Origin of the sequence: Treponema peruense (assembly GCF_016117655.1) — a bacterium.
In the GTDB taxonomy this organism is placed as follows: Bacteria; Spirochaetota; Spirochaetia; order Treponematales; family Treponemataceae; genus Treponema_D; species Treponema_D peruense.
Genome location: NZ_CP064936.1, coordinates 1,488,507 through 1,501,027, shown reverse-complemented (window position 1 = coordinate 1,501,027; position 12,521 = coordinate 1,488,507). Strand labels below are relative to the sequence as shown.

Below are 12,521 nucleotides of genomic sequence, written 5' to 3'. Positions count from 1 at the left end.
TTATGATTATGTATCTGTGGCAGATACGTATTCTGTTTCCTATTTTTTTATTAATGTTTCAATAATTTCCCCAACCCGCAGATACGTTACCTAAACTGACATCCTTCCCATAATTTTACTCTTTAACTGCTTAAGTATCTCTGTAAAATATTCGTTTCTTAAAAGCAAAAGCATAAAGGCGTAGGTACAAATTCCGGTAAGTGTTCCGACAACAAGTTTTATGGTTGTATTTTCAATCAGACTGCATACAAAAATTGTTGCCGCACTCATTACACAGACAGAAGCAAGAGACTGGATGATGCAGATAAAAGTTTTTTTTGTAAAAAAATATTTTCTTGTAATAATCATTTGAATTGTTGTTGCGGTTAGTTCTGCAAAAACTGTTCCCAGTGCTGCACCTGAGGCACCAAATTTTGGAATGAAAATAAAATTCAAAATCAAATTGAGTATAGCGGCGGATATGTAAGATACAAGCGAAAACTTTTCTTTTTCAGTTGCAGACAAAACCTGACTTGTCATGTAGGCTGTAGAAATAATGAGAAGTACCGGTGTGATTATTCTCATGGGTATAATTGCAGAACTGTATTCGCTTCCACAAAAAAGAGCAATCAGTGAAGGCGAGAGAATTATTAAACCTGCAATCATCGGGAAAGAAAGAAGCATTACAAAACAGATTCCCTTCTGTGCAAGTGATTTGAATTCTTGTGTCCGTTTTTGTTCAAAGTAATACGAAAGGCGTGGAAGTAAAATGCTTATTACTGCAGTGAGAAGACTAAGAATCATTTTGTTCAGTTTTGTTGCTGCTGAATAAATTCCGACTTCCTTGTCGTTTGTAAGAAAACCAAGCATTACAGAATCAAGCGCTGTATAAACTGTAATAGAAACAGACATTCCAAAAAAGATGAAAATTGGTTTAAGATGTTTTTTTATTTCCAGTTTTGCTTTTATTTTCCAGTCTATGAATTTGTTAAGATAAAAAAAATTGCAGATGTTTGAACCAACACCGGTAATTATTCCGAAAATTGCATAGTTAACTAAATCGCCGCGTGTTCTTACAAAAACGAATAAGAATCCGATTCCGATTATCTGAAACAAAATTGTACGCAGTGTTATGTATTTGAATTCTTCAAGTGCAGTGTAGAACCAGTTGAATCCGATTGTGTTAAAAAAAATCTGCAGCGAGCAAACGTACAGAAGTGGTCTGTAGTCATCAAATTTTCTTATATAAATTATTGCAACAAAAAACAGAATATATGAAATAACAGTAGAAGCAATGTTGATTAAAAAAATTTCTTTTACGAATTTTGAAAGTGCAATTCTATCGTCCCTTATTTTTGCAGCCTGTCTTGTAGCATAAGAACCAATTCCTAATGCAGCAATCATGGCAAAGTACGAAATTACGTTTCCTGCAAAATTGATTTTTCCAATTCCTTCGGGTCCCAGAATTCTTGACGCATACGGAAACGTAATAAGCGGGAAGAACAGTGTCATAAAGGATTTCAGAAAGCTGTAAAATGCATTCTTCTTGATTGACTTTGCCATCTGCTTTTCCTAGAAATTGTATTTTATTCCGAGTTCAAAATGAAAGTTGTGAAGTTTTGTTGAATCATTCTGGTACTGTGGATTAATAATGAGGTTGTATAATGCTCCTGCATTGAGAAGTAGATTTGGCGTTATAAAATATTCAGTATTAGCTCCCAAAATAAAATTTGCCTTCCACGAAGTGAAATGTGTTTTGTTAAGATCAATATTATTTTCTTTATCATATGCAACTGAGTTTACCGCAACACTGTAAATGTAATTGTTGTCGGGATTCCATCTTGCAACAGTCAGCATTGTTTTTCCTTTAGGGTAGAAAACTGAATATGAAATATACTGAAGATTTCCGCCGTAGCCTGTTGCGTTTGCAAGATACTGTCCGCGGTTTGTGTAACCCTGTGTAATCTGGTGGTGGAATCCAAAATTGTACGGCCACTGAAGCTGAAAGTCCTGTGACATTTCAGTGCTGTTAATTTCCATTGTAAACTCGCCGTATATCTTTTTTTCTTCGCTGTGAGTAAATGTTTTCTTGAGTCCAAGAGTATATACAAGTGTATGAAGAGGATATCTTATGTAACCGATTGGAAATGAATTCGGAACAAAATCATCCAGCCCGAGTTCGCCGTAAATTTCCAGTCCAACCGGTGCAAAAATCCAGTCTGCTCCGAATGACATCTTCTGGTCTTCATGGGTATTTGCTTCTACCGGCAGAATGTATTTTAAATTTGCCCAGTCCCATTTTACAAGGCATGTTCTGTTTGCAAAAAGCGTAAGTCCCGGAACAAAAGACGGCGCGTAGGCAAGTGCAAGTCCGTGAATCATGTTGTTGTCATTGCTTTCGTCACTGTCGTAGTAGTCTGACTCTGTAAGTTTTCCTGTCCAAATGCGCGCTTCAATGTCGCCTATGTACCAGTTTAGCCACGGAATATGTATTTCTGTTCTTCTAAGACCAGCGTCAAATTTGGGGTAGGTGGGTGCATTGTTTGAATGCAGAATCGCGTTTACCTGTGCAGGTCCAAGCCAAATTGCCTGTGTTCCAAAACCAAGCGTCAGGTTTTTCCATGTATAGCGTACTTCGGTGTCGCCCCAGTCAAAATAATAAAACGCTTCGTCACCGAATCTCTGCGGAATGTCGGCCCCGTTGTTTTTTTCACCGTATCCCCAGAAGTAACCGTATTCGCTGTCTGAGTGTGACTTCATTATTTCAAAGTTAAGGTTCTGTGAAAAAACAAACTGTGGTTTAAGCGTAAGTTCCAGTCCGTAAGCTTCAAGCCGTGCGCCTGCTGTAAGTGAAGTGTTGTATCCTTTTCCCTGCCAGAGTGCGCCGTCGTTCATTCCGTATGGGGCTGCCGTGTTGTACGAATTAAACCATTGCGGTCCGTAAAGGCGTGCTTTTATTCCGTTTACAGAGCCGTCAAGAAATGCGTTTTGCATGCTGTCAGATGTGTCGAGCAGTGTGTAGGTTGTTCCAAGATTGTTAAGCTGCCATGCATGTTCTGTACTGGGAGAAATGCTCCAGACTGAATCAGAAAGCGTTCTGTAATTTAGCGTGGGGCGTTTTACAAGTCCCTGCAGTGAAAGAAAGTCATAGTAATTTTCTTCTGACGACTTCAATGCTTCCTGGGCGAAGGTGACCGTGTTAAAAAGCAGCGCAGATGCTGCCAGCGCGATGTAAACTCTTTTCATAATATTCCTATTGTAGCAAAAATAAATATCTCGTTCAATAATAGACTTGTGCAGTCCGGTAAAAGTCAAAGTCCCGAAGAAGCAATCTGTTCAAGACAGGCTCGTGCTGTATCCCTTACTTTTGAACTGAACTGCGGGTACATCATGTAGGTAAGAAGAGCGCGTCCCTGTGAAAAAAAAGCCGGTCTTCCCATAAAGAGACATATCTGTGTACAGGCTGCGGCTATTTCGCACAAAAGGGTGCTGTCATCTGAGCGGGCTTTGTTGCGTGCAATATAGTCAAGCGTGTAGAGAATCTGTCCTTCGGGATCAAATTTTGCTTCTGCAGCATACCGTACCAGAGAAATCATAACGGTCGGGTCGTCACATGATTTTAACAGAGACGGAATGTTTTCCTGGCCAAGGCTGATTCCGCTTTTTGCGCATAAAGAAAGTATTGTCGCGTTGTAGGGGACGTTTGCCTTAAAGTAAGGTTTCTGTACTGTGTAGTCCCAGCTTTCTGAAAGCCAGTCGCTTCTCATTTTTGAAATTTCTGCTTCCAAAACTGCAAGCCATTCGTGTTCTTTTTCTCCAAAGTCTCCCTTTGAAAAAGCACGCTCTATTTCTTTTGCTTTGTCTGCGTTTATTGCGGCTCCCGTTATCGAGTCAGATTTAGGCGGGGTTTTGTCATAAAATTCCCTGTAGGAACTTACATTTTTTTTGGGTGCTTTTGGTTTTTGAGTGGACAGTGACTGGACTATTCTGTATCCTTCAAGGACCCAGCTGCGGGTACAAAGTGTAATGTATCCTGTATCTGTAAACAGCGCAAAGTTCCAGTCTTTTGGGGGAAGTCTGTCTATGTTCCACAAGGTTTCGCCCTGTTCATCAAAACATGCAGCCCTGTTTGCGTCGGCAAGAACAATACTTCTTGAAAGAGGCGAGTACATTTTGAGCGATATTGCGCTTCTTACTGAACTGGTGAATGTTCTTGAAACTGTACCGTCGGCCGTCCTGAACAATGTGAGTGTAGCTGGTGTTCCCCATACTGCCCACGCTTTGTTTTCGCCGGGGCAGCACGCAATTTTTGCAGGTCCTGTTATTCCGCTTTTTTGTGACGGAAGAGTCCACTTCGAAAAAGCCTTTCCTTTGTCAGAAGAAACCATTCCCAGGCTTGAGTCAGAAAAAGAAAGAAGTGCTCCGTCTTTGCAGGGTACAGACTGTATCACTTTGCCTGCAAACGTAATTTCTTCGCTTGAGTCCCCGAACGGGGTTACAGTTATGGCTACAGATTTGTTTCCTTCTGCTGTCCTGTCCAGAAATACCAGAAGCGAACCGTCATTGAGTGTGGTGACAGGAAGCTGTATATTCTGTCCCTTTATTTTAAGAATCCAGCGGCGCTTTCCGTTAAGGCCGTAGCAGGCAAGTGCATCGTGTCCTCGTACAAAGACCCGCCCGTCGCGTCCGGCAAGCGGTGCGTTTTCTATATTAAAGCCTGTGTCAGAAGTCCACAGCGGTGTTCCGCCGGGGTTGAGCATGTCGAGTTTTGAGCCGCCTGTTACTACATACAGCATTCCGCCGACACCACTTGTTACAAATGGAGACAGTCTTTTTGAAAAGCCTTTCTGCCAGAGAATTTTTCCGTCTCCTGTAAATGAGTGCAGCATCTTTCCTTCACCCACTGCAACATAGCCTTCCTCTGTCTGTACCGGTTCGCAAAGAAGGTTTCCGCCCAGAACTGCAACCCAGTCTGGCTGCCTGCGTGACAGATCTGTACCCTTATTCTGTCCCCATAAGCAAAAAAGTGTACAGAAAAGCAAAAAACTGTATACAAAAGTAGACTTCTTAAGATTCATACTAAGTGTTAATCCTTTTCAAACCATGCAAGACTTTCTATATGACCTGTCTGCGGGTAAAAGTCTAGAAGAAAAAGTTTTTCAAGCTTGTAGCCGGACCTTGTCAAAAACTTTGCATCGCGTGCGTGAGTTGCCGTGTCACAGGAAAGACTTCTTATATGCGGAATTTCCGATGTCTGAAGCCACTGGCAGACCGACTTTTCCATTCCCTGTCTGGGCGGGTCAATTACAACTGCATCGTATTTTCCAAAGCGTTGTTCGCAGTTTTGTGCATGATATTTGATCCACACGTCGCCGCTCACACCAAAACTTTCGTGCGGTTTTCCGGCCATGTTTTTTTCGGCATAGATAAGGGCAGACTTGTTGTGTTCAACCAAAGTTACGTTTTCAAAAGAGTCGGCGAGGAATACAGAAAATGTTCCGGCCCCGCTGTACATGTCCAGAACGTTTTTGCCAGAAAGTCCTCCCGTTACAAGCGGAACAGCCTTTTCGGTTACTTCAAGGTTTGACTGGAAAAATCCCAGTACATCAAAAGAAATTTCTTTTCCGCAGAGATTAACTGAGCAGGTGTTCCTTGGATTTTCTGCAGCACCGGCCCAGCGTTTTTTTATTTCTTTGTATTTGCCAATTTTTCTTCCGCCGGGTGTACGCAACTGGCGCTTCTGTTCTTTCTGCACCTGTTTTTCCAAAGGTTCGTCTGCTATGATTATTTTGTCGTATCCTTCAGGAATAGATGTTATGCGCGAAGAGCCGAATACATGTACACGGCCTGCAGGTCTTTCTTCGGGCGCAACTTCTGAAAGGTAGCGGTTTATTTCTGGTGTTGCGCAGGGGCATGCTGTAAGCTTTATTGAATTGTTGCTGCCCCGTTCCATTAAGCCTCCGTCGTGGAACTGAAAGCGTGATCTGTAGCCGGTTGGAGCGGCACTTACAACTTCAATTTGGGGAACTTCAACGCCTTCTCGTGCAAAAGCGTCCTTTAGTATGGATTTTCTGAGTTCAGTCTGGTATTCGTTTGTGATATGCTGCATGTTGCATCCGCCGCATTTTCCGTAAAGCGGGCAGAATGGAATTGTTCTGTAGGGAGATGGTTCAAGTACATTAAGAATGCGTGCCTTGTAGTAGTCACCTGCGTCCTGCGTAATTTCTACTTCGAGTTTTTCACCCGGAATCGCAAGCGGTACAAAAACCGTTTTTCCGTCTATTCTGGAAATGCAGTCTCCTCCAAAAACCATTTTTTCTGCTGTAATTGTGGCTGTTTTCATAAAGAATACTATAGCAAAAATAAAGTGAAAATTCTACAATAGAATATAGTTGAATAAAAAAATTGAATACAATGCATGAGGTTTTATAGAAAATGAAATACGCACAGGAAACAATTGTAATGTCAGATTCCAACAAAAATGTTCTTCACAGCTGGCTTCCCGACACAGAACCAAAAGCCGTGATTGTCCTAAGCCACGGAATGGTGGAACATGCAGCGCGCTATGAACCGTTTGCCGCCGAATGCTGTAAAAGGGGAATTGCACTTTATGCAGAAGACCACCGCGGCCACGGAAAAACAGCGGAACTTGCCTCGCAGGACAAAAGCGGAATGTTCGGTTTTCTTGCAGAAAAAAAAGGTTTTGAAAGGGTAGCAGACGATATTCACGAAGAGATTCTTCTTGCAAAAAAAAGATGGCCTTCAAAAAAGGTTTTTCTTTTTGGACACAGCTTTGGCTCTTTTGTTTCACAGTGCGTCATAGAAAAATACGGTGCAGATCTGGACGGCTGTATTCTATGCGGAACGGCCGGCCCGCGACCGCTGACCATTGCGTTTGCCAAACATCTTGGCCGCAACATGACAATGCTTTTTGGAAAACGTCATGTGGCAAAACTTTTGGACAAGATTGTGTTCGGTTCCTACAACAAGCGCATTAAAAATCCGGCAACAAAGTCTGACTGGATAAGCCGCGATGCAAAAACAGTTGCGCAGTATATGGCAGACCCTTTTTGTACATTTATTCCCACAACCGGATTCTTCAGGGATCTTTTTGAAGGACTTTCACTTATTCACAAAAAGTCAAACCTCAAAAAAATACCACAGTCTCTTTCGGTCCTATTTATAGAAGGAACAGCAGACCCCGTAGGAAACTATGCAAAAACTGTAGAAAAACTTTTTGACATTTATACACGAAAACTTAAGCTTACAGACGCAACCGCTATTTATTACGGGGATGCGCGCCATGAACTTCTTAATGAAATAAACGGCGCTAATATTATGAAAGATGTTCTTTTGTGGGTTGAATCAAGAATTCAGTAAGGCTTACATATTTTCGTAAGTTTGTACAGAATCTTCCAGGTGTTCAATGTGAATACCTGCGTCGCGGAACATCTGCATTGAGTCAGCTTCATCGTGGTAATGCTTTTCACAGACAACACGTTTTATTCCGCAGTTTATGATAAGCATTGCACAGGTGCGGCAGGGCGTCATCTTGCAGTAAACGGTCGCTCCGTCTATTGGAATGCCGCGTTTTGCAGCCTGGCAGATTGCGTTTTGTTCAGCATGTACGGTTCTTACACAGTGTTGCGTTATTGAGCCGTCTGCGTGAATCATGCTTCTCATCAAGTGACCTACTTCATCACAGTGAGGAAGGCCGGCGGGACTGCCAACGTAGCCTGTTACAAGAATGCGATTGTCCTTTGCAATTACGCAACCCGAACGTCCCCTGTCACATGTTGCGCGTTTTGCAATTGTGCGGCACACTTCCATGAAGTATTCGTCCCATGTCGGGCGCTTGTATTTTTCGTCTGAATTGCTCATAAATTCCTGAATTTAATTGCTTTCATTCAGAACAGGTTCCGTTTTTTACCCGAAGGCTTAAGACAAAAACCCGTTCTGAAACTTTTATAGGTTGATTAACCGCGTACTGACTCAAAAATAATTTCGGCCAGGAATACGGCTGCCAGAATCCATGTTACAACAGAAATATCTTTTGCTTTCTTTCCTGAAATCTTGCAGATAACGTATGCAATGATTCCCCATGAAATTCCCTTTGAAATTGAATAAGAGAAAGGCATTGTCATTATTGTAACAAAAGCCGGGATTCCTTCTGTGGGATCGTTAAAGTCAATTGCAGTAACTGACTTTATCATCAAAAATCCTACAAAGATAAGAGCCGGTGCAATTGCAGCAGACGGAATAAGGCCGAATACAGGTCCAAGGAAGAGTGAGAGTGCAAAAAGAATTGCGGTTACAACAGATGCAAGTCCTGTGCGTGCTCCTGCGGCAACACCTGAAGTACTTTCTACAAAACTTGTTACAGTTGAAGTTCCAAGACATGCACCGACAACTGTTCCGACTGCATCAGAGAGAAGGGCACCCTTTGCGTTTGAAATGTTTCCATCTTCGTCTTTAAGGTCTGCCTGTTCTGCAATTCCCATAAGTGTTCCCAAAGTGTCAAACAAATCGGTAAACAGGAATGTAATGAATACAACCAGGAACTTTACTGAAAGAATATTTGCAAATTCAAACTTAAAGAAATACGGTGCTGCAGGAAGTGAAATCGGTTTCCATGCTTCTGGAACTTTTGTTACACCAAACGGAATTCCGATTATTGTTGTGGCAGCGATTGCTATAAGAATAGAACCTGGAACCTTGTTTATGTAAAGAATAACTGTAATGATAAGTCCTATTACGGCAACAAGGGCAGTGGAGTGGTCCATGTTAAGATTGTGAAAGCCGATGAGTGTTCCGGTGTCAGTTCCGACGATTCCGGCATTGCTTAAGCCGATGATTGTGATAAAAAGACCTATACCTACAGATACAGCTTTTTTCATTCCGGCCGGAATAGAATTGATGATTGCTTCCCTTATTCCAAAAACAGAAAGAATTATAAAGAGAATTCCTTCAAGGAGAACTGCAGTAAGAGCAAACTGCCAGGTACATCCCATTCCGATTACAACGGTGTAGGTAAAGAATGCGTTGAGTCCAAGTCCCGGTGCAAGTGCTACAGGAAGGTTTGCGCAGAATGCCATTACCAGAGTTGCAATTGCAGAAGAAATAGCTGTTGCAGTGAATACCGAATCCCAGTTCATTCCAGAGTCTGCCAGAATAGTAGGGTTAAGGGCAAGAATGTAGGCCATCGCAAGGAAGGTTGTTATTCCACCAATAATCTCTCGTGAAACGGTTGTGCCCCGTTCCTGAAGTTTGAAGAAGCTGTTCATAGAGAATCCTCCAAAAAAATATGTAGTATTATACCATTAATTGTGCCTTAAGTGAATAAACAAACCCGTATTCTTAAAAAAATAAATATTTTTTTCATTTTTTTTTCAAAAACCGGTTGACATTTTTTTTACCAAAATATATAGTGTAAACATCAACAGCGAATGCGGCAGTCGTATAACGGCTTATTACCCCAGCCTTCCAAGCTGGAGACGAGGGTTCGACTCCCTTCTGCCGCTCTTTTCTAAAGCAAGTCTTTCTAGTTAAGACTTGCTTTTTTTATTTGCAGGCAATTTTCCTGTGCTGACACGGGAGTCGAACCCTGCGGGTTCTACCCCTCGTCGGCCAGCGCCGAGGGGCATTTTGCTAAAATCGCCTGCGCGATTTCTTAACGCAAAATGTCTTCTGCCGCTTCTTTTTGAACAAAACTAACTCATTGCAATACAACGGGTTAGTTTTTTTATTTTAATGAATTTTGTCTATTGTCAGTAAATTGTCAGTAAAATGAAATCCTTTTTTAAACTGAAAGGCGACAGAAGGTCCGAATCTCTACAGTTCTATCTTGGAGGTTTAATTATGAGAGGACTTTTTTTCGTCTTTAAAAGGACAATGCCATCCGGTAGAAAGATTTATTACTATCAGACTTACAAGCCTGACGGAACGCTTACAACAGCAAAAAGTACCGGCTGCACGCAAAGAAAGCTTGCTGTAAATTACTACCAGAAACTTCTTCTTGAATGAAAGCTTTGGGCCGGTTCCAATATGTCTTTCAAGCAGTATAATCATCAGCATTAAAGAAACTTTATGCCACTTCGTACTCCATCAAATCTTCCATCGTTACACCTAATGCACGGGACAATGCATAAACACTTTCAAAAGATGCTTTATTCAAGTTCTTACGCCGCTGTTCATACATCTGGATTGAGCGCAGATTGACGCCGCTTTTTTTTGCAAGCTGGACTTGAGAGTAATGTCTTATTTTGCGGTATTTATAAAGTTTTGTAGGTTCTTTACGGGAGTTGTAGATTGAAATAAAGACATCAACAGCTTTGTCTTCAGGAGCTTCGTGAAGTGTCGGGTAAAGATTCCTTAAGTCATTTACAGAAAAGTATGATAAAATTTCTTCAAATGGCATTCCGGTTTTCCACTGGATGTAAGCCAGAATCCAGCCTGTCCAATATTCAGCTGATTTATCAAATGGCGCATCCAGTCGGGGAAAATCCATTTTTAAGCCTACATTTTCAACCGCATATTGAACAAGTTCAGAGCCGGAAAAGCCCATTACAAAGCGGGGATTTCCTTCCCCGTACTGACGGGCAAGACCACAGGCAATGAAGTATGAACAAAAATCTGAAAGAGAAATATTGCAGACATTGACTGCATAGTCAAAAGCGTCTCCGAGATTTTCCATTGCTGAATCAAGGTAAATACTATCGTAAGCGTTCATCATCATTTTTGATTTTCTCCCTCAAAATATCACGCATGAATATTCCGTCCAAATCAACATTTTCTGCTTCTTTGCGGAATACCAGGTTTGCATTTTCGTTTCTGTCTTTTCGTTTTGAAAAATATTCATCAGCGGGTGACTTATGTGTTTTCTTAAAATGAAGTTTTTCAAATGCCTTCTGACTTTTTAAAACATACTGTTCACCAAGTTTTCCAAGTTTCATCGCTTTAGCCAACTGGGCAATGGAAATCTCATTGTTCACAAAAGCACGGGCAAAAGAAAAATATGAATCATCAGCCCGATATCCTACAATCATGTCGTAGTTTTCAACAGGAACATAAAAGTTTTCAATCAAATAATCTTTACCATGCCTTGCGAGAGGTGTTGAAACTCTGAAATCCCTGTATTTTGCAAGAACAGAAAGCCAGTTCAAAATTGTATATTCGCTACCGTTCAAATTAAGTGATGTAAGACCGTCAATTTCAATTGAATATTCATTTGCCCAGCCGTCTTTTTCAGGGTCCTGGGCAGCCCATTCCTTTGCAAGCTCAAGGTTTTGAGTGCAGTAAAAGCCAAGACCGTAATCGTTGTTTGTTTTTCCATATCCAAAGACAGGCTTTTTTATCAAATCAAGAGAGCCATGATATAAAGTCATTTCTGCCATAAAGCCTCCAAATTATCACCATAGTGATAGTTTTCTATCTGATTAAAATATACTACCAAAGTGATAGTTTTGCAAGGTCTATAAAAAACGCAATCTTTTCGTCTATAAATAAGATACATATCGGCTTGAGTAACACTAGCTATTCTTTACAGATTGATTTATATTGAATCTATGGATTACAAGACAGCCAAAACAGAAGTTACTCTGTTATTTAAATTCTGAAAAGTTGTAAACTTAAAGTATGAATAAAATTAATTCAAAAGGCTGCAACAATGACTGACATACTTATCGGCACTTCCGGCTATGATTACCCCGAATGGAAGGGTGTCTTTTATCCCGAAGATTTACCGCGCAAGGACTTTCTTTCTTATTACGCAACACAGTTCAATACCGTAGAACTGAACAATACCTTTTACAATATGCCTACAGCGGAACGAATGCAGAACTTTTACGACAGATCCGGCGGAAACCTTTTTTTCAGCATAAAAGCAAACAGACTTCTTACTCACGATATTGACCGGAACTGGCAGACGGTAGCAGAAGATTTTAAGAATGCTGTCCAGCCACTGAATGACAAAGGTCTTTTGAGTGCAGTTCTTTTTCAGCTGCCGCAGAGTTTTCATTACACAAAAGAAAACCGTTTTTACCTTTCATCTCTTTTGCAAAACTTTGAAGGCTTTCCCGGTGCAATCGAATTCCGTCACCGCGAATGGATAAAAGAATCTGTCTTTGAAGGACTTGATAAACGCGGAACCGGAATTGTTTTCTGTGATATGCCTCAGCTGAAAAATCTGCCGGACGGTCAGACCTTTGCCACTCCCTTTACTGGAAATACTGCTTACATACGTCTGCACGGGCGGAATGCAGATGCCTGGTACGCAAAGGATGATTCTCCAAACGGATCATCAAGATACGATTATGAATATTCGGAAAGTGAACTCAAAGAATTTGTCCCGGTAATCAAAGCCGCAATTGTTGAAGGAAAACGACCGCAGGTATTCTTTAATAACCACCCCAAGGGCAACGGCGCGAAGAATGCAAAAGCGATGATGGAGATGATGCGAGAATGAGAACAGAACATGGCTGTTCCGGCGGTAAACTGCAGTCGCACGTTCCGCACTTAGCCTGACGGCTCAACCCTCTATTACA

At 41.4% G+C, this 12,521-nt stretch carries 11 protein-coding genes and 1 tRNA gene; 4 read left to right on the top strand and 8 right to left on the bottom strand.

Annotated elements, in window-relative coordinates:
• Positions 1-90: 90 nt before the first annotated feature.
• The 4 genes from IWA51_RS06925 to IWA51_RS06910 form a co-directional block, all read right to left on the bottom strand.
• Positions 91-1,542 carry a flippase gene (locus tag IWA51_RS06925; RefSeq protein WP_198441886.1) on the bottom strand — a complete coding sequence of 484 codons (1,452 nt, stop codon included), beginning with the start codon at positions 1,540-1,542 and terminating at the stop codon, positions 91-93.
• Positions 1,543-1,551: 9 nt separating this feature from the next.
• Entirely contained in the window at positions 1,552-3,225 is a 1,674-nt protein-coding gene (locus IWA51_RS06920) for a capsule assembly Wzi family protein (RefSeq protein WP_198441885.1), read from the bottom strand.
• A gap of 65 nt (positions 3,226-3,290) precedes the next feature.
• Positions 3,291-5,057 (bottom strand): outer membrane protein assembly factor BamB family protein, encoded by a 1,767-nt coding sequence (locus IWA51_RS06915; RefSeq protein ID WP_198441884.1) that lies wholly within the window; start codon positions 5,055-5,057, stop codon positions 3,291-3,293.
• An 8-nt stretch (positions 5,058-5,065) separates the two neighbouring features.
• Positions 5,066-6,322: a class I SAM-dependent RNA methyltransferase gene (locus IWA51_RS06910; protein ID WP_198441883.1), complete on the bottom strand. Its 1,257-nt coding sequence runs from the start codon at positions 6,320-6,322 to the stop codon at positions 5,066-5,068.
• A 92-nt stretch (positions 6,323-6,414) separates the two neighbouring features.
• Between IWA51_RS06910 and IWA51_RS06905 the strand changes: the two genes are divergently transcribed.
• The gene (locus IWA51_RS06905) at positions 6,415-7,359 is read left to right on the top strand and encodes an alpha/beta fold hydrolase (protein ID WP_230402623.1); all 945 of its coding nucleotides are present in this window, start codon (positions 6,415-6,417) and stop codon (positions 7,357-7,359) included.
• Between the two features lie 3 nt (positions 7,360-7,362).
• Here the strand turns inward: IWA51_RS06905 and IWA51_RS06900 are convergent, their stop codons facing one another.
• Together IWA51_RS06900 and IWA51_RS06895 are read right to left on the bottom strand one after the other, a co-directional pair.
• Entirely contained in the window at positions 7,363-7,860 is a 498-nt protein-coding gene (locus IWA51_RS06900; protein ID WP_177528088.1) for a deoxycytidylate deaminase, read from the bottom strand.
• A gap of 95 nt (positions 7,861-7,955) precedes the next feature.
• Positions 7,956-9,263: an NCS2 family permease gene (locus IWA51_RS06895; RefSeq protein ID WP_198441882.1), complete on the bottom strand. Its 1,308-nt coding sequence runs from the start codon at positions 9,261-9,263 to the stop codon at positions 7,956-7,958.
• 164 nt (positions 9,264-9,427) lie between these two features.
• Between IWA51_RS06895 and IWA51_RS06890 the strand changes: the two genes are divergently transcribed.
• Positions 9,428-9,500: transfer RNA gene (locus IWA51_RS06890), tRNA-Gly, on the top strand.
• 337 nt (positions 9,501-9,837) lie between these two features.
• On the top strand, positions 9,838-10,002 hold the full coding sequence (locus IWA51_RS06885; protein WP_177528086.1) for a hypothetical protein: 165 nt from the start codon (positions 9,838-9,840) through the stop codon (positions 10,000-10,002).
• A 61-nt stretch (positions 10,003-10,063) separates the two neighbouring features.
• On the opposite strand, the gene IWA51_RS06880 is transcribed toward IWA51_RS06885, so the two are convergent.
• Positions 10,064-10,714 carry a helix-turn-helix transcriptional regulator gene (locus IWA51_RS06880; protein ID WP_177528085.1) on the bottom strand — a complete coding sequence of 217 codons (651 nt, stop codon included), beginning with the start codon at positions 10,712-10,714 and terminating at the stop codon, positions 10,064-10,066.
• Entirely contained in the window at positions 10,692-11,372 is a 681-nt protein-coding gene (locus IWA51_RS06875; RefSeq protein WP_198441881.1) for a DUF3990 domain-containing protein, read from the bottom strand. Before IWA51_RS06875 ends, IWA51_RS06880 begins: the two co-directional genes overlap by 23 nt.
• A 272-nt stretch (positions 11,373-11,644) precedes the next feature.
• Here IWA51_RS06875 and IWA51_RS06870 point away from each other — a divergent pair, with 272 nt between their 5' ends.
• The gene (locus IWA51_RS06870) at positions 11,645-12,442 is read left to right on the top strand and encodes a DUF72 domain-containing protein (protein ID WP_198441880.1); all 798 of its coding nucleotides are present in this window, start codon (positions 11,645-11,647) and stop codon (positions 12,440-12,442) included.
• The last annotated feature ends 79 nt before the right edge of the window (positions 12,443-12,521 follow it).